Consider the following 18491-nt stretch of genomic DNA (forward strand, 5'->3'; position numbering starts at 1 on the left):
AGGCGATGCTCCGGGCAGCCATTTGCGTTCTGTTGCTGGCTGGCTCGCACTCGGCGGGCGCAGAAGATGGCTCGGCCGGCTGGCTGCGTTATGCACCACTTACCGGCGCGAGCCGCGCGGCGTGCCAGCACCTGCCAACCAGATTGGTAGTGCTCGGCGGCGAGCAGCCCACCATTGCCAGGGCGGCGCAGGAGCTGCAGCAGGGCCTCGCAGGCATGTGCGGCATTACGCTGCAAGTGGTGGTTGCACCGGGTAGCCGTCCGGCCTTTGTTCTCGGGACCATCGGCGACCTCAAGTCAGCGAAGCTATTTGCAACCACACCGGCGTTGCCCGGCGCAGAGGGCTTTACCCTGGCGCCGTCTGACGGGGGCTACCTGATTGCAGGCGCGGATGCGCGTGGCGTGCTGTACGGGAGCTTCGCTATGCTGCGCATGCTTGCCATGGGCGAGCGCATACGCGTCGCTCGCAGTGAGACACCAGCGGCGCAGGTTCGATGGACCAATGAATGGGACAACCTCGATGGGTCGATTGAGCGCGGCTACGCGGGACGCTCCATCTTTTTCGAGAACGGCCGGGTGCGGTCCGATCTTGGTCGCGTGGGCTTTTACGGCCGCCTGCTTTCGTCGGTAGGGATCAACGGCATCACGATCAACAACGTCAACGCAGATGTACGCATGCTCACGCCGGAGATTGTGGACGGTGTGGCGCGCATCGCAGCAGAGCTGCGCCCCTTTGGTGTTCGCGTGTCCCTGGCAGTGGACTTCTCAAGCCCGAAAGCAATCGGCGGGCTCGATACCTTTGATCCCTTGGACCCTGCTGTTGCACGCTGGTGGGCCGAGCAGATCGAAGCACTGTACCGAAAGATTCCTGATTTTGCGGGCTTCACCGTGAAGGCTGACTCCGAGGGGAAGCCCGGTCCATCGCAGTATGGGCGAACGCCCGCACAAGCAGCCAACATGCTCGCCGCAGCGCTCAAGCCTCACGGCGGCGTGGTGCTGTATCGCGCATTCGTTTACAACCATCACCTTGACTGGAACGACCTGAAGGCGGACCGGGCACGGGCCGCGTACGACATCTTTCACCCGCTCGACGGCACCTTTGCCGACAACGTGATTCTGCAGATCAAGAACGGCCCGATCGACTTCCAGGTACGCGAACCCGTATCTCCACTCTTTGCCGGACTGCGAAAAACAGACGAGGCGATCGAGCTTGAGGTGTCGCAGGAATACACGGGACAGCAGCGTCACCTTGTGTATCTTGTGCCGCAATGGAAGACGTACCTGGACACCGATATGCGGGTAGATGGGCACAGCGCACCACTACAGTCCATTGTGGAGGGACAGTTGTTTCACCGGCCGGTGGGCGGCTTCATCGGCGTTGCCAATGTTGGGCTGGATACGAACTGGATGGCGCATCCACTCGCGATGGCCAACCTGTATGGCTTCGGCCGGCTCGCGTGGAACCCCGGCCTGAGCTCCGAGCGCATCGTGGATGAATGGACCCGACAGTCGTTTGGCAACAAGCCGCTTGTGGATCATGTGATTGAAGACATGCAGCTTCGCTCCTGGTCCATCTACGAGAACTACACGGGACCGCTCGGCCTCGGCACACTGGTAGACATCATTGGGCCACACTTCGGCCCGGGACCTGCGTCTGCAGAACACAACGGGTGGGGCCAGTGGCTGCGCGCCGATGCGCAGGGCATCGGCATGGATCGTACAGTGGCGACGGGGACCGGCTACACGGGGCAGTATCCGCGGGAGCTTGCGGCACAGTATGAAGATATCGCGCAATGCCCCGAGCCCCTGCTGCTGTTTATGCACCACGTGCCTTACACCTACCGGCTCCACTCGGGCGAGAGCGTGGTGCAGCACGTGTACGACACGCACTATGACGGAGCAGAACAGGCGATGCAGCTTGTGTCGGAGTGGCAATCCCTCGCGCGCCACATCGATGCCGAGCGCTACAGCAAGGTGCTGGCGCTGCAGCGTGGACAGGCAGGGTTCGCCATTGTTTGGCGCGACACGATCACGAACTGGTTCGCACAGCAGTCTGGCGTCGCAGACGCGCAAGGCCGCGTTGGGCATCTGCCGGATCGGATCGAAGCAGAATCCATGCAGCTGCACGGGTACCAGGTCCATGCCGCCACACCTTCAGAGATGGCCAGCGGCGGCAACGCAGTTACCTGCGCTACGACCCGTTGCACGGCCAGCACGGTTTTGGACCGGCCCGCGGGCTGGTATCGCCTCTCGGTTGGTTATTACGACTACCATGACGGCGCTTCCCGGTTCACGCTGACGCTCAACGGAAACAGCGTGGGCCAGTGGTCAGCCGATGATGATCTCCCAATGAACAACATGAGCGGCACGACCGCAACGCGCTGGACGCACTGGATGCCGCTTGCGCTGAGTCCCGGAGACACGTTGCAACTGACTGCTACGCCGCAGGGTGGTGAACCAGCCCCGGTGGACTACCTGGAGCTCACACCGGTCGCGACGCCGGCACACAGGACGCACTGACACTTCTTTTTGCGCCACAGCAGGCATGGTGGACCATAGGGGGCAGCTTGCCGGTTCTTTCCTGCTGGCTTGCCGCGCGGAGGGCATGTCCGTCTCTCCCGTGCTTACCCACGCGACCAACAAAGTAAATGCACAGCGTGTGCGCTTCCCTGCCGAATTTGCCATCTACTGAGTCAACCGGTGCGGCTGTCAGCGCCGTCTCGTGTCGCCAGGTGAAATCGGTTTCCGCGGGTCTCGCGTTGGAGCTTTGCACCCTCGGCCGCAATAAGGAGCCACATCCTGAATCACACCGATCCGGCACCCCGGCAAAGCAGCCACAACATCCCCCGCTTCTTCGTGGAGCATCCTTCCATCGCATGGTTGCTGGGCGTTCTTGTACTGGTAGCGGGCGTGTTTGCGTACACCATCATGCCCAAGCTGAAAGACCCGGTGACGCCCAATCGCGAAGCGCTTGTGATCGTAAACTGGCCCGGCGCGAGTGCGGAGCAGGTAGAGCAGCAGGTGACAAGGCGTGTCGAAAGTGTGATTTCTCAAAGCGACATGGTCAGCGACATCAGCTCGGCATCCCGTCCGGGCGAGGCCATCCTTCAATTCACGCTGGATGAGTTTCACGTTAAGGACACAGCGAAAGAGTTCGACGATGTCGGCGTCAAGCTGGCGCAGGTAGCGGGGCTGCCTGATGGCGCCGGGCCGGTGCAATACTTCAACGATTACGGCGACACCACGACGCTGATGCTCACGGTTGCAAGTCCGCCCGAGCCGGACGTGGAGTTCCGGCGCCGCGCGCAGCAGATCCAACCTGCGATTGAAGCCGCGAGGAAGAGCGCCGGGGACCCGGGCAATGGCGTGTCCGTCGTTTTCGCTACGCCTCGGGATATCGATACGACTGACCTCGCCGACATGGTGCGACAGCTGTCCGGCAACCTCGTGCGCAGGCAACTGGTTCTTGATCCTCGCGTACTCGTCACCCCGGGGGCCGTGTTCCTCGATGGAACCTCCACGCGAAGCGAAGCGGAGATCAGCCAGGCCGTAGCGGAGTATGGAGTGCACCGCGTGGGTGCCGGCGACCTCAACCCCGGGATCTGGCCCGCAGTGGTCCTGCACCAACCCTCCGAGCTTGAGAGCCGGCTCCGGAAGCTGAGCCCGGACCGATACAACTCGCGCGAGCTTGATGTATTTACAAACGAGATCATGCGCAGCCTGCAGACCGTGCGCCTGGTAACAAAAGTGGCACGGACACAGTCTGCAACGGAACAGGTCTATCTCACCTTTGACCCTGAGCGCCTTGTCTCGGCCCATCTGAATCCCCTGGTCGTGCCGACCCTGCTTCACGATCGCAACACAGTGATCGCCGGTGGGCAGATCGGTGCGAGCACGCGTACTGAGGTCGTAGCGCAGGGGCCGCTGCACAGCGTCGGCGACCTCGCGATGCTGCCCCTTCCAAAAGGCAAAGCCGGTGGTACCGCGCATCTCAACGACGTCTTCAGTGTGGAGCGGAGTGACGAGGCTCCACCCGTCTTTCTGAACTTCCTCAGCTATCGCGATGCAGCCGGCAACTGGCGGCAGGGTTCTGCCGTCACGATCACCGCAAACATGCGAGCCGACCGCCAGATCGGAGACTTCGCAAAAGCAGTCAACGCAAAGCTTGAACAAGCGAGGAAGCTGCTCCCGCAGGATCTCGTCATCCGACGTACCTCGGACCAGCCGCGCCAGGTGCAGGAGAACGTTTCCCTGTTCATGGCCTCGCTCTGGGAAGCTGTGATTCTTGTTGTGCTGGTGTCGCTGGTGGGTTTCTGGAGCTGGCGCTCTGCCGCGCTCGTGGCGGCATCGATCCCCATCACACTGGCACTCACGCTTGCCATGGCCGCGCTGGTCAAGGTCAGCCTGCAGCAGGTCGCCATCGCAAGCCTGATCATCGCGCTCGGACTACTTATCGATGACCCGGTGGTCGCCGGCGATGCAATTGAGCGTGAACTCGCAGCCGGTACACCGCGGGCGATCGCAGCCTGGCTTGGACCGACCAAGTTATCGCGAGCCATTCTCTTTGCCACTATTACCAACATCCTCGCGTACCTTCCTTTTCTGCTGCTGCGCGGTGATATTGGACACTTCATTCGTTCGCTTCCCCTGGTCATTACCTGCTCGCTGGTGGCGTCGCGCATTGTGTCCAAGACGTTCGTTCCGCTGCTGGGTCACCTCTTGCTCCGTCGGGAGCCAGGCAAAGACACGCTGCCGCTACTGGCTGAAAAGCCCGAGCATGGATTCGCCTCTCGCTACTTCAACGCGGGGCGCTGGGCCATCACGCACCGCAAGCGAGTGCTGGCAATAGCATTACTCCTGCTGTGTGTTGGCGGCATCGCTTCGTCGCGTCTCAACTCCGCGTTTTTCCCGTATGACCTGCAGTACCTTTCCTATGCCGATGTGTGGCTGCCTGAGGGAGCCACGGTGATGGAAACCCGAGCGACCAGCACCCAGGTCGAAGACATCATCAAGAGCGTTTCCGACACCTACGCTGCCGATCATAAACGACCGCATCCGGGCACTCCCATCCTCAAGTCGCTGACGACATTTGTCGGTGGAGGCGGTCCGCGCTTCTGGGACTCGGTGGCGCCGGAGCCGCCGCATCCGAATTATGCAGAGATCCTGATCGAGACGATGGACAAGCGGGATACGAGCGCGCTGGTGCCGCTGCTGCAGGCAGAGATCTCCCGCAGAGTCACCGGGGCCCGGGTCGACGTGCGGCAGCTCGAGACAGGACCAGTAATCAGCGCCCCGGTTGCTGTCCGTATCGTGGGACCAAACGCGGAAACCCTGCTGCATCTGTCTGCGCAGCTCCAGGGCATCTTCAAGCGCGACCCGAGCGCGCTCCGCGTTCGCGATGACTGGGGCGGCGGCCGCACGGACCTTGCCTTGTCCGTGGATCCGGACAAGGCAGCCAGGGCCGGTGTTACCAACCAGGATGTAGCGCGGTCTTCCGCGATGAACACCAGCGGACTACCCGTGGGCAGCCTGATCGAAGGAGATCGCACGCTCCCCATCGTTATGCGCCAGCATCATGGCGAGCGCGCGTTCCTTACGGACACAGCAAACCAGTACGTTTATCGCCCGGGCGGCACATCGCCCGTGCCCCTCCGCGATATCGCGTCTTACAGACTCGCTCCACAAACCGCGCTGCTGCGTCGCTATAACGGTTCGCCGGCCATCACGGTGTCCTGCTACCCAGCCGACGGAAGCTTAGCTTCCACTGTGCTCAAGCGAGCAAGGCCGGCGATCACCAGCTTAACCAGGAATCTCCCCGCTGGATATTCGCTCAGCATTGAAGGTGAGGACAAGGCGCAGAACAGCGGATTCGGCGACCTCGCAATCGCGCTTGGTGCGTCCGTGCTGACCATCTACCTCGTGCTGATGGTGCAGTTCCGCAACATCGTCAAGCCACTGATCGTCTTTGCCGCCATACCCTTCGGCTGCATCGGTGCTTTTCTTGCGCTTGCCATCATGGGTGAGCCCTTTGGCTTCATGGCATTCCTGGGGGTGGCTAGTCTGATCGGCGTTATCGTGAGCCACATCATCGTGCTCTTCGATCGCATCGAGGAGCAACAGGCGCAGGGCGAGCCCTTGCTGGACACGCTGCTCAATGCCGGGCTGCTGCGTGCGCGTCCGGTGCTGGTCACGCTGGCTGCGACGACTCTCGCCCTGGTCCCACTGGCTGCGCATGGCGGCCCACTCTGGAAGCCGCTTTGCTACGCCGAAATAGGCGGGTTGCTGCTCTCAGGGCTGGTGACGCTTGTTCTTGTGCCTACTCTCTATGCCTTCTTCGTGCTGGATCTAAAGTGGATTCGCTGGGCGCCGCAGGATGTCGAGCGCGATGTGGAGCGCGAGATGGAGCCGAGTTAACACCTGGCGCTTGCCTGATTGCAGAGCGCCCGCCACGCGCGAAGTTCTGAGCGAGCGAGTGCGCTTGCGGAACAGTCCTCGCGCCTGCCAAGCCGAGGTACCTGGCGCGTGAGCAACGATCTCACCCGGGTACCTTCTCTCCTTTTTCCTTCGCATCGGGATTGCCTTGTTTCGCGCTCTGGTTCTCGGCCGCGCTGTTGATCTCGGCGCCGAACAGCAAGGCCAGGCCGGACACGTAGAGCCAGAGAAGCAGAATCATCACCGCGCCGATCGATCCGTATGTCTTGGTGTAGCTGTCAAAGTGGTGCAGGTAGATACGGAACGCAAGCGAAGCCCCGATCCAGGTGAGGATGCCCACGCCCGCACCGGGAGTGATCCATCGCCATTTGGGCTGTTCCACATCCGGGCCGAGATAGTAGGTGACGGCGAAGATCATGCTCAGCAGGAAGAGGATGACGACCCACTCCGCAGCGTGCCATGTCAGTGATGCTGCCGCGCTCAGCTTCGTGGATGCGAGCAGGTGTGGCAGGTACGCGCCCAGCAGCGTGGCGGCCCCTGCTGCCAGCGCGAGCACCAGGAAGCTTAGGGTAAGCAGGATTGCGATCAGGCTGCGCTTCCAGTACGGTCTGCCCTCGGTCACCTCATAAACGGAGTTAAGCGCGTCCTGTACCGCGGAAACGCCGGCAGTGGCGGACCACAGCGCGGCCAGCGCGCCAAAGGTGAACAGGCCGCCGTTGTTGCTGCTTTTCACAATCTGGGTGAACGAGTCGCGCACCAGTGCGAAGGAGGTCTCCGGCAGCACCGTGCCGAGGCCGCCCAGCAGTTCGTCGCGCAGCTTTGGACCCTCGCCCGCCAGGATGCCCAGCGAGGCAGCGACCAGGATCATCGCGGGAAACAGCGAGAGGAAGAAGTAGTACGCGAGCTGCGCCGCCCGACCCGTGATGTCGTTGCGCCCCGCGGATCGAACCGCCTCCACCATGATCCCCTTGCTTGCCTCACTCCACTTCATTGCTTGACGCTCCCTGGTCTTCAACCCGCGTTCGTTCAGATGCTGCAACCTTGATGCGGCATGGCAGCATGCGAATACATGGTTGGACCGCCCGCAAGCGCGAGGGCAGAGCGATGTCGATAGGGCAGGAAGAATGGGCCGCCTTTGACGACCTGCGGTTGAGAACGTGTACCTTGCCTGGCGGAGAAATTTGTGCCGGCACTACGCAGGTCTTGTGGCCGCAGGCTCGACCAACAGCGAGTTGAGCCTACGGCTGGAACAGCAGTGGGGCGAAATGAATCAGGTTATCGCGCCAGACCGGCCATTGGTGGTGTCCGGGCGTCTCCACCGCGGTGACGGGCAAACCCTGGGCCTTGAGTATGGCGATGGCGTCGCGGTTCGGTTTCAGCAGCGCATCATCGACGCCGCAGGCCATCCACAGCAGATGAAGATTGGCCTTCTGCGGGGCGAGCGTGGGCAGGGCTGCAAGCGTCTCCGCGTGGAGTCCCGCCGAGAACGTCCCGATCCAGCCGAAGGTGTCCGTGTGGTTAAGCCCGGTCATCAGGCTCTCTCCGCCGCCCATGGACAGGCCTGCGATGGCGCGATGGTCGCGGTCTTTGAGGACCGGATACTCCGCCTCCACCCTAGGGATGATTTCAGTGAGAAGCATGCGCTGAAAGAGCTCGGTGTTCTGGGTGTTGAGAGCAGGCGTTCGACCGGGTTTGAGCACGGCGAGATTGCCGTAGCCGAGGGTCATGACCACGATCATCGGCCGGGCTTTGCCCGAGGTGATCAGGCTGTCAAAGATGGCATTAGCCTTGCCGGCGGAGAGCCAGCCGTCGGCGCCATCGGAGTAGCCGTGGAGGAGATACAGGACCGGGTACTTCGTCTTGGCCTTGGGGTCGAAGCCTGGCGGGGTGTAGACGTAGTACTCGTCCTGATCGGCAGGCGCATTGAGCACGACGCTAGTGGGGTACACGTAGTGCGTGACCGCACCATGCGCAATGTTCTGGGTCTCCCATGGCCTGGGTGGATTGCCGGGGATGGTGAAGGTGTTGACGAGCTCCTGGAGGTTGATCTGGATGGTCGGATTGCGTGTATCCAGAACGTAGCTGCCGTCCACACGGAATCGATAGGAGTAAATCTCGGGCGTGTAGGGTTCGGTGGTCACGCTCCACAGGCCGGCAGGATCCTGGGCCATGGGCAGGCTGGCGCCTTCAATGCTCACCGAAACCTCCTTCGCGTTGGGAGCAGCGATGCGCAGGGTGACAGAGTGATCGGGGTGCACTTCCGGCGAGAGGTAGTTGGGTGCGGGCGCCGGCTGGGCCGGCAGGTTTGGCTGGGAAGCATCCGTCGTGCGGGCAGTAGGATTCTGGGCCACTGCGAGGGGAATGGCGAAGGCGAGAAGCACCGACAACATCACTGGCTTGCGCATGCCAGAGAGTCTATCGCGGGCGTTGCGGCGCTGTGCAAGCACGAGGCAGCGCTGGCCTCGTGCGGTGTTCATGCAATATCGCGCGTGCACGATCGATACCCGTCTCCTGGCACGACAGCAGAACCCGGCCGCATGTGTTGTGCGCGAACGAGTCAGCACGAGAATGCGGCTGCTCTTGCTTCCGCGCCGCCTTCGCCAGTACGCTAGGACTGGAGTTCGATGGGTGAACCGCGGGAGATGCTGTCACAAGCAGCCCGATCGGGAGGCACCCCTCGAAGTTCGGCCGCAACGCGAGCCGCTGCTGGTTCTCAAGAGCACACTTCTACGCCTAGGTGCAGCACGATGGCCGGATGCCGTGGATGTCTCAAGGGGTCGCACAGCTCGTTGTTTCGAACTGCGAAAGTGGCGAAATTGGCAGACGCACCAGACTTAGGATCTGGCGGGGTAACCCATGGGGGTTCAAGTCCCCCTTTCGCACCAAACCTTGCACACCTCCGGGCGCGCGCCCGGGCGGTGTAGTCTAGTTGCATTATGAGTTCTTCACCCAATCAGCCAACCTTTGCCGTAACCCAGGGCGCCAACTACCGTGAGACCTACGCGAACAGCGTTCAGGTCCGTGTCAGCGTCTGGGACATCTTCCTCCTTTTTGGCCTCGCGCACCCCACCTCGCCCGATGACGTAGTCATCGAGAACCAGCAGGGCATCTACCTGAGCCCGCAGCAGGCCAAGGCGTTGTTCAACATCCTCGGTCAGAACCTTGCGCAGTATGAGCAGACCTTTGGACAGATTGCGCTCGAGCCGGTCGGCCCGCGCCCGGTCCAGTAAATACCGCTTGCCTAAAGCTTCACAGGAGCGTGCAGCGCCGAGGCGCACCGGCCCGGCGTCTGCCCTCCAGCTTCTCCTGATCTGGGCGTTTGTATCCGCGGTGCTTGTTTTTGCGCATGCTTCCCTGCTGCGCCTCCCCTACTACTGGGACGAAGCCGGTTACTACATCCCCGCCGCGTACGACTTCTTCCGCACCGGCACGCTGATCCCCTTCTCGACCCTCACCAATGCACACCCGCCTGGATTGTCGCTGTACCTGGCAGCAGCGTGGAAGCTGTTTGGCTTCGCTCCCCTGGTCACGCGGGTCGCGATGTGCCTGGCAGCCGCAACGGCCCTCGTCGCGGTGTACCGGATCGTACTCGACGCGCTTGAAAGCCACACTGCCGCCGCTGCCGTGACACTGCTTACCGCGGCCTACCCCGTCTGGTTTACACAAAGCAGCCTGGCACACGCCGACACACTCGCCGCAGCCGCCACGCTGTGGGGGCTCCGCTTTGCCTGCAGTGGTGCGGCGTCGCAGCGATCCGTACGATCCATACGGCGGTCAGTATGGGCTGCGGCCCTCTGTTTCACCCTTGCCGGGCTCACCAAGGAGATCGCCATCGGCACGCCCCTGGCGCTTGCCTCCTGGGAGTTGATCGGCCTCCTGCGTCGAAGTGTGCGTAGCAGGCCACTCGTTTGGCCGCGGATCGAGCGGGCTTTCGCGTTGATGACGCCGGTGCTGCCGCTGGCCACCTGGTTTGCCTACCACCGGTGGCGTACGGGCTTCATGTTCGGCAACCCGGAATACCTCCGCTACAACGCGAGCGCCACGCTTTCGGGGACGCGCATCCTGCTGGCGCTGGCACATCGCGTGCTGCACCTCACGGCGCACCTCAACCTGTTTGTTCCGGTGGCCGTTGCACTCGGCAGCTTGCTGCTGCCCGTGCTTCCGATGCGCGGCCGCCTGCATCGGGACCTGCTGCTTCAGCTCTGGGTTGTGATCGTCGCCAATGCACTGCTGTTCTCTGTGTTGGGCGGCGCGCTGCTCACGCGGTACCTGCTGCCTGTGTACCCGCTGGTGCTGCTGCTCGCGTTTTCAGCGGTGTACGCACGCTTCCGCCACTGGGCCTGGTTCGTCGTGCTCGGCACCGCTGCCTTCGTTGGCGGCCTCATGCTGCCACCTCCCTACCGCGTCGCTCCCGAGGACACGTTGAGCTACCGGGATGCCATCGTGCTCGAGCAGGAGGCGATCGCCGTGGTCGAGACGAGCTATCCGCACAGCACGGTGCTGTCCGCCTGGCCCGTCACCGATGGGCTGCGCAAGCCGGAGCTTGGCTATGTCCATGCGCCGGTCGCCGTGGTGCCTATCGATAACTTCTCGCTGCCGGCGCTGCAGGCCCTGGTGGTGGCAGGCCCCCGAGGCGAGCGCCAGTCGTATTCGACCGCGATCGTGTTTTCGACCAAGTACGCGCCGCCCGGGCTGAGCCTCTCGCTGGGCCGCTGGGGCGAGCAACAGGAAGAACGGTACTTCGCCCTGCACCACGACCTCGACGCCCAAAGCGTCGCCCAGTTGCTGGGTGGCTCCGTGGTGTGGCAGCAGCATCGCGGTGGCCTCTGGGCTTCGGTGCTGCGTTTTGACCACCCCCAGCTGACCCGCCTCGCGCCCCTCTTATAATCAGGAGCGAGCCGGCCACCCCAGTCGCGGCTTGCAAGGAGTAAGCCCTGCCGCGTTTCGCACCGACGCCCGTTCTGCTTCCGCTGCTGCTCGCTGTTTCCGGGCTGGCTGCATCCACACTGCACGCCCAGCAGACCAGCGGCGCGCCCGAACCCTCCTCCGCAGGACGCCCGCAGCCGGGCATGGCCACCGCTGAATCAGCCCAGGCGCATGGCGAACTGCTGTTGACGCTTCCCTTTGAAAATGTAGGCACAGTCGCCAGCGTCGACTGGATCGGCGCAGCCTTTCCGGAGATCCTGAACCGGCGCTTCGCCGCCGCAGGCTTTTTGCCGATCAGCCGAAACGACCGCGCCTACGCTTTCGACCACCTCGGCCTTCCGCCCGACTTCCAGCCGACCCATGCGAGCACGCTTCGCCTTGCGCAGACGCTGGACGCAGACTCCGTTTTGCTCGGCACCTACCAGGTGGATGGCACACGCATCACAGCCACCGTGCGCGTGCTGGACATGGCCGACCTGCGCGAAGGCGCCCCACTGGTCGAGTCGGCCGACCTGAGCCGGCTGCCTGACGTGATCAATGCGCTGGCCTGGCGGGTGGTGCGGCAGCTCGACCCCACGTACCCGGTGGCCGAAGAAACCTTTGTCGCCGCCGACAGCAAACTCCGGCTCGACGCGTTTGAAGACTATGTGCGCGGACTGGTGCAGGGTTCGCCCGAAGACCGCCTGCGTCGTTTGCGCGATGCGGTGCGCCTCGACCCCACTTACGGACCAGCCTGGCTGGCGCTGGGCGATGCAAGCTTTGCCGCGCAGGACTACGAGGGCGCGGCGACCGCCTACGGCCATCTCACTCGCAACGATCCCGATGCGCTGCAGGCGGACTTTCATCGCGGGCTCGCATACTTCTACACCGGCAAATACCTCCCTGCCGAAGACGCCTTTGCTTTTGTGAGCACGCGCCTGCCCTTGCCCGAGGTCGTCAACAACCAGGGAGTTGCCAGCGCCCGACGCGGCAAGGATGGGGCACCGCTGTTTCAGCAGGCGATCGCGGGCGACCCCAAGGACGCGGACTACCACTTCAACCTGGCGCTCGCCTATGCCAGGCGAAGTGACGCGGCAAACGCGCAGAAAGAAGCACAAACCGCGCTGCAGCTTCGTCCCTCCGATTCGGAGATCCAGACCTTCAACAACAACCTGCGCAACCCCGGCTTTTTGCCACCTGCCACGCCGCCGGGCAGCCAGCCTGCAAGTGCAACTCCCGCGGCTACCAACCTGCCGCTTGAGCGCATCAAGCGCTCCTACGACGAGGCAGCTTTTCGGCAGGCCGCCTTTGAGCTGGAGCAGATGGAGACCCTGCGCGCGGCAACCCAGCCGCCGGCCAAGCAGGTCACCGCGCTGCTGGCGGAGGGCAATCGCTATCTGAACGCCGGGCTGCTGGTGGAGAGTGAGCGCGAGTACAACCGCGCGATCGCCGTGGATCCGCAGTCGGCCGATGCGTACTGCGGGCTGGCGCGTGTGCGCGAACGTACCGGCGACCACGATGCTGCCGCGCAGCTCGCCAAACGCTCACTGCAACTGCACGACAATGCGGCCGCGCACGTGGTGCTGGCTCGCCTTGCCCTGGCAGCGAACCAGGTGCCGGTTGCTGCGACGGAGCTTGCGTCCGCCCTTCGCCTCGATGCCAACAACGCCGAAGCGCGCGGTCTGCGACCGGCGATCACTGCGCGTGGCGGGCAGGTGCAGTAGTGCTGCAGGCGGCTCATACCTTGTGGACGCGGCTGCGCGCGCGCGTTGCTGCTGCGACGTGGATGGACGCACGGACGAACACCTCGAGAAATGGCCACCTGTCCGCGCTGCATCTGTGGGTCTGCGGCGTCTTCCTGCTCCTGGGAGCACTCGTCACAGGAAGCCTTCTGGAACGGGCCCACGCCGCGGAATCGCTCCCTGCGGAACCCACCGTGTCGGTCATTCACCTGGACTCGACGATCCAGCCCGTCAGCGCCTGGTACCTGGATCGCACGCTCAACGAGGCCGCGGCCGCGCACGCCAGTGCGGCGCTGATCCTGATGAACACCCCGGGCGGGCTGCTGGAATCCATGCGCGTCATGGTGCACAGCATCCTGGCTTCACCAGTGCCCGTGATCGTGTACGTCGCTCCTGCCGGCAGCCGTGCCGGGTCCGCTGGATTTTTCCTGCTGGAAGCCGCCGACGTGGCAGCGATGGCGCCGGGAACCAATGCGGGCGCCGCCCACCCGATCATCGAAGGCGCAAAGCTCGATCCCATCCTGAAGCAGAAGCTCGAGAATGACGCGACCGCCTTTCTGCGCTCGTTCGTCGCAATGCGGAAGCGCAATCTCGCCGCCGGCCAGGATGCCGTGGTGAACTCGAAGTCCTACTCCGAGAGCGAGGCGATGCAACTGGGCCTGCTGACGCTTGTCTCTCCAGACGTACCTTCGCTGCTGCGCTCGCTGGACGGGCAGAGCGTCACGCGCCCGGACGGACGCGTGGTGGTGCTGCATCTGCGCAACGCGCGGCTGGTCGACGCACTCCCCTCGATACGGGAACGCATCCTGGGCAAACTCACCGATCCCAATCTCGCGTTGCTGCTGCTGGTAGGCGGCGTGCTGCTGGTGTATCTCGAGTTCAACGTACCGGGCACCATCATCCCGGGCGCGGTGGGCACGCTGATGGTGATGACGGCACTGTTCGCGCTCAACCTGCTGCCGCTCAGCTACACCGCGGTGATGCTACTTGTCGCGGCACTGGTGCTGCTGCTGCTCGAGATCAAAGTACCCAGCCACGGCATCCTCGCCATGACGGGGGTGGCATGCCTGGTGGTCGGGATGCTCACGCTGGTGCAGGGCCCCGTGCCGGAGCTGCGCGTACGCGTGGCCACGGCGCTCGGCGTCGGCACCGGCTTTGGGCTGATCACGACCATGCTGGTGCGCATCGCCCTGCGCGCGCGGCGCAACAAGGTGCTCACGGGTCCCTCGTCCATGGTCGGGGCCGTCGCCGTGGTCCAGAACGGCTTCGACGAAGCGACCCGCGCCCTCGGCGCTGCTGCCGTTCACCCGGAGACCCGGTTCCGGGGCCAGGTGCTGGTACGTGGCGAGATCTGGCTCGGCGAGAGTGCTGTTCCGGTCCCGGTCGGCACCCGTCTTCGGGTTGCCGCCGTGCGCGGGCTCACCCTGGTTGTCGAACCGATGACATAGCAGCGGGCCAGACCCGGCAGCGTACAGTAGCTGCGGTACACTTCTGTCGGAGCGAGAGGCCTCAACCCATGAATATCTTTGCCATCGCCGCCCTGGTCATTGTCGGTTTCTATCTTTTCAGCTCGGTCATCATCCTGCGCGAGTACGAGCGTGGCGTCATCTTCCGGCTGGGTCGAGCGCTGGTGCCGCCCAAGGGCCCGGGCCTGATCCTGGTGTTCCGCCCCTTCGACCAGATCGTGCGTGTCTCGCTTCGCCAGGAGGTCCTGGAGGTTCCATCGCAGGATGTGATCACCCGCGACAACGTCACCCTCAAGGTGAATGCCGTGATCACTCTCCGGGTGCTGGACCCCGCCAAGGCTGTGATTGAAGTAACGAATTACGTGTACCAGACCTCGCAGTTCGCGCAGACCACGCTGCGGTCAGTGCTGGGTGAGGTCGATCTGGATGGGCTGCTTTCGCACCGCGACGCGCTGAACCAGAGGATCCAGACGATCATCGACGGTCGCACCGAGCCGTGGGGCGTCAAGGTTGTCAGCGTCGAGGTCAAGCAGGTGGATCTGCCCGAGTCGATGCTGCGCGCCATGGCACGCCAGGCCGAGGCCGAGCGCGAGAAACGCTCCAAGATCATCAATGCCGATGGCGAGTTTGAAGCAGCGCAGCGGCTCGTGGATGCCGCCAGGCTGCTGGCGGAGCAGCCCACCACCATGCAGCTGCGCTACCTGCAGACCTTGCGAGATATCGGTGCGGAAAAGAACACCACCATCATCTTCCCGCTGCCGATTGAAATGCTCTCGCTGCTGCAGCGAACCGTCACCGCGGTGACCGGCGCTGCCGCGCCGCCGCCGGAGGAGAAGCAGGGATGAGGCAGGCGCTGGAGCATGAGCACACCCTTCTGGAAGACGAGGCGCCACGCAACGACCTTGTGCTCGGCGCTCCAGCCCTGCTGGGAATCTTTTTCGCTCTGGCGCTGATCTGCGCGGTTTGCTTCGGCTTCGGCTATAGCTCGGCGCGTACGGTGCACATGCCCTTGCAGGCAGGCGCAGGGACCGCTTCCCTGCCGACGGTGCCGACGCCTGAAAGCCGGAGTGCTGCGGCTGCGGCCAGCAGCATTCCGGACGACGATACGCAGGATGGCACAGACAATGCCAGCAACGCTTCCATGGGCAGCGGTGGAAATGCTCCAAGGACCACGCCGGGCAGCTCTACGCTGGGCGCCACACCTCCGTCCACAGCCGCAAAGCCCACACCGGGCACAGCCTCGACACAGCAGGAGTACTGGCCCCCAGTGACACCGCGCAGGCAGGGGCGGCACCGAGAAGTACCTCGCCGCAACAAGCGCTGTCGCGCGCTGCCCGGCCGGGCGCGGGTTCGTTGAGTGAAGCACCAAGCATGGGCAGCGCAGACGCAAAGCCTTTCGGCGTGGCAGCATCAATCCCTGCAAGAAGGCCCCCGGCTGCTCCGGCGGTCGAGGCTGAGCCAACTCCCGTAGCCCAAGGCCCGGTGGTGAACCTGATGGTGCAGATCGCGGCGGTCAGCCATGCGGCCGATGCTCAGACCCTGTCGTCGGCATTGCGTCATGACGGCTTTGCAGCCATGGTGCGCACAGCCACGGGCGATCCGTTCTTTCATGTGCAGGTGGGTCCGTTCCACTCGGTGTCCGAGGCAAAGGCCATGCGGGCGCGACTGGCAGACAGCGGCTACAACGCCTTTATCAAGCCCTGAAGGCGCGACGCGCCTAGCGGGCGGTCGCCGGGAGCGCCGAGGCAATCGCAGCGCGCACCGCGTCTTTCAAGGCGTCGCGATCTGCAAAGTCCCGCGGGTCCAGAGCCGCATGCACCACCACATCCACTGTGCCGCTTCGCAACCGGAACTTGCCTTTCGGCAGCAGCGCTGCTGTGCCGATCAGCGTCACCGGCACGACGGGTGCGCCGCACTCTTTTGCAAGGAAGAACGGGCCCTTCTTGAACGGCAGCAGCCGCCCATCGGGGGAGCGTGTGCCCTCGGCGAACACCGTCATGGAAATACCCGACCGGATCACCTGTGAAGCCAGCATCAGGGAACGCTTGGCGTCTTCCACGCTGCCGGAGCGTGCCACCGCCACGAAGCCGGCCAGCCGCATGCCCCAGCCCAGCAGGGGAATCTTCAACAACTCCTGCTTGATCAACATCGCGGTTCGATGCGGCCGCAACACGGAGACCAGCAGCGGTGGATCGAGGTTGGAGGCGTGATTGGAAAGAAAGATGCAGGCGGTGTCAGGAAGAGGCACATCGAAACGGACGCGGTACCGCACGCCTGCCGCGGCGAGCCCGCTGGTGGCGATCCACACGCCCCAACGGTAGAGCAGCGAAGCATCCCGGGTGAGCACGGTCCAGGGCAGAGCCACGAGCCCGACCGGGATCGCCAGCAGCACCCACACTCCCAGCAGCAGCAGGGCTCTCAGCACTTATTGCCGGCACAGCGCGGCGATGCGCGCAGGAAGCTTTTCGTAGATGCCATCGAAGCCGCCGTTTGAGAGGATTGCCACCACATCGCCGGAGCCGAGTTCGGGCGCGATTGCGTCCACGATGTCATCGGCATGAGCGTACAGCGCGGCTTCATGCCCTTGCTCGGCAAGTGACACGATGAGCTGCTCCGGATGCAGACGCTCACCCTCCGGGATGGTCTCTGACTTGAACACGCCTGCGAGCACCACGCGATCCGCAAGCGAAAGGCTTTCGCACAACTCGCGCTCAAACACATTGCGGCGCAGCGTGTTGGAGCGTGGCTCAAGCACCGCCCACAAACGAGCCAGCGGATATGCGGCGCGGAGTGCACGCAACGTCTCGCGAATCGCCGTCGGGTGATGCGCAAAGTCATCGATGATCGTAACGCCGTTCACCACTGCACGAATTTCCAGGCGGCGCTTTACGCTTTGAAACGTCTCGAGCGCCTCGACGATTGCTTCCACCGGCACGCCCTGCCCTGCAGCGAGTGCCGCAGCGGCAGTCGCGTTCAGTGCATTGTGTTCGCCGGCCATGGGCAGCCGCAACGTGGCCCAGGGCTCGTCTCCACAGCTCAGCTTCCACTCGGAACGGCCTCCGTCGTGCGTCATCTCGCTCACACGCCAGTGGGCATCCTCGCCAAAGCCGTAGAACTCCACGGGGCAGAACGCGTTCGCCACGCAATCCCGCACATTGGGTGCGTTGTCGAACGCGATGATGCGGCCGCGGCGCGGTACAAGGTTGACCAGGCGCCGGAACGCGGTCTTCACGGCGTCCAGATCGCGATAAATGTCCGCGTGGTCGAACTCCACATGGGTCAGGATTAGCGCGTCCGGAAAGTAGTGCATGAACTTCGGACCCTTGTCGAAAAAGGCCGTGTCATACTCATCGCCCTCGATCAGGAAAGGCCTGCCGTCACGCAGCTGAAAGCTGGTGCCGAAGTTCTCCGCCACACCACCTATCAGGAACGAAGGCGCAAGCTCGGGCTGCGTGCGCGAGGCCACTTCGTAAATCCAGGCCAGCATGCTGGTGGTCGTGGTCTTGCCGTGCGTGCCCGAGACCACGAGCGACTCGTGTCCCACGACGAACTCTTCGCGCACCAGCTGCGCCATCGAAGTGAACGGAATGCGCTGATCAAGCACGTACTCAAGCTCGGCATTGCCGCGCGACAGGGCATTGCCGATAACCACAAGGTCAGGGCGCGGCTCGAGGTTGCGTTCGCCAAATGGTTCGGCCACCGGAATATTGAGCGACCGCAGAAGGTCGGACATCGGTGGGTATGCGGCCTGGTCGGAGCCGGTGACGCGGTGGCCTTTCAGCTGCAGCAGCCCGGCCAGCGATGCCATGGCCGTTCCGCAGATGCCGATGAGGTGGATGTGCTTGCGCTGATCTGCAGAGGTTTGTGGGGCGAGGGTCGCGGCGTCCATTGCTTGTGCCTTTAGCTTCGCACATCCACCCTGTCGTCGCGTCTCGCCGGCCGTATGC

The 18491-nt window shown here is 63.7% G+C and carries 13 protein-coding genes and 1 tRNA gene; 10 read left to right on the plus strand and 4 right to left on the minus strand.

Annotated features, from left to right (window positions below; all coding sequences use genetic code 11):
* Positions 1-5: 5 nt before the first annotated feature.
* Both D1Y84_RS03205 and D1Y84_RS03210 read left to right on the plus strand, forming a co-directional pair.
* Positions 6-2519, plus strand: a complete 2514-nt coding sequence (locus D1Y84_RS03205; protein ID WP_124847241.1) for an alpha-glucuronidase family glycosyl hydrolase — start codon at positions 6-8, stop codon at positions 2517-2519.
* Positions 2520-2855: 336 nt separating this feature from the next.
* Complete coding sequence (locus tag D1Y84_RS03210; protein ID WP_124847242.1) at positions 2856-6413, plus strand: efflux RND transporter permease subunit; 3558 nt, start codon at positions 2856-2858, stop codon at positions 6411-6413.
* Between the two features lie 121 nt (positions 6414-6534).
* Here the strand turns inward: D1Y84_RS03210 and D1Y84_RS03215 are convergent, their stop codons facing one another.
* Both D1Y84_RS03215 and D1Y84_RS03220 read right to left on the minus strand, forming a co-directional pair.
* A complete protein-coding gene (locus tag D1Y84_RS03215; RefSeq protein WP_124847243.1) occupies positions 6535-7422 on the minus strand; it encodes a YihY/virulence factor BrkB family protein in 888 nt (295 codons plus the stop codon).
* 247 nt (positions 7423-7669) lie between these two features.
* A complete protein-coding gene (locus tag D1Y84_RS03220; protein WP_124847244.1) occupies positions 7670-8836 on the minus strand; it encodes an esterase in 1167 nt (388 codons plus the stop codon).
* 396 nt (positions 8837-9232) lie between these two features.
* On the opposite strand from D1Y84_RS03220, the gene D1Y84_RS03225 reads away from it, so the two are divergent.
* The 8 genes from D1Y84_RS03225 (at position 9233) to D1Y84_RS03260 (ending at position 16248) form a co-directional block, all read left to right on the plus strand.
* Positions 9233-9316 (plus strand) — tRNA-Leu (locus D1Y84_RS03225).
* A 51-nt stretch (positions 9317-9367) separates the two neighbouring features.
* Positions 9368-9661, plus strand: a complete 294-nt coding sequence (locus tag D1Y84_RS03230) for a DUF3467 domain-containing protein (protein ID WP_124847245.1) — start codon at positions 9368-9370, stop codon at positions 9659-9661.
* A 7-nt stretch (positions 9662-9668) separates the two neighbouring features.
* Positions 9669-11318 (plus strand): glycosyltransferase family 39 protein, encoded by a 1650-nt coding sequence (locus tag D1Y84_RS03235; protein WP_233581051.1) that lies wholly within the window; start codon positions 9669-9671, stop codon positions 11316-11318.
* A 182-nt stretch (positions 11319-11500) separates the two neighbouring features.
* Positions 11501-13060: a lipopolysaccharide assembly protein LapB gene (locus D1Y84_RS03240; RefSeq protein WP_124847247.1), complete on the plus strand. Its 1560-nt coding sequence runs from the start codon at positions 11501-11503 to the stop codon at positions 13058-13060.
* A 62-nt stretch (positions 13061-13122) separates the two neighbouring features.
* Entirely contained in the window at positions 13123-14526 is a 1404-nt protein-coding gene (locus D1Y84_RS03245; RefSeq protein ID WP_124847248.1) for a nodulation protein NfeD, read from the plus strand.
* Positions 14527-14594: 68 nt separating this feature from the next.
* Positions 14595-15389 carry a slipin family protein gene (locus D1Y84_RS03250; protein ID WP_124847249.1) on the plus strand — a complete coding sequence of 265 codons (795 nt, stop codon included), beginning with the start codon at positions 14595-14597 and terminating at the stop codon, positions 15387-15389.
* A complete protein-coding gene (locus tag D1Y84_RS03255) occupies positions 15386-15901 on the plus strand; it encodes a hypothetical protein (protein WP_124847250.1) in 516 nt (171 codons plus the stop codon). Before D1Y84_RS03250 ends, D1Y84_RS03255 begins: the two co-directional genes overlap by 4 nt.
* A 14-nt stretch (positions 15902-15915) precedes the next feature.
* A complete protein-coding gene (locus D1Y84_RS03260; RefSeq protein WP_124847251.1) occupies positions 15916-16248 on the plus strand; it encodes an SPOR domain-containing protein in 333 nt (110 codons plus the stop codon).
* 13 nt (positions 16249-16261) lie between these two features.
* Here D1Y84_RS03260 and D1Y84_RS03265 read toward each other — a convergent pair whose 3' ends face one another.
* Positions 16262-16969 (minus strand): lysophospholipid acyltransferase family protein, encoded by a 708-nt coding sequence (locus D1Y84_RS03265; RefSeq protein ID WP_124847252.1) that lies wholly within the window; start codon positions 16967-16969, stop codon positions 16262-16264.
* A complete protein-coding gene (gene mpl / locus D1Y84_RS03270; protein WP_124847253.1) occupies positions 16970-18433 on the minus strand; it encodes a UDP-N-acetylmuramate:L-alanyl-gamma-D-glutamyl-meso-diaminopimelate ligase in 1464 nt (487 codons plus the stop codon).
* Positions 18434-18491: the final 58 nt, after the last annotated feature.

Source organism: Acidipila sp. EB88 (assembly GCF_003858395.1).
Lineage (GTDB): Bacteria > Acidobacteriota > Terriglobia > Terriglobales > Acidobacteriaceae > EB88.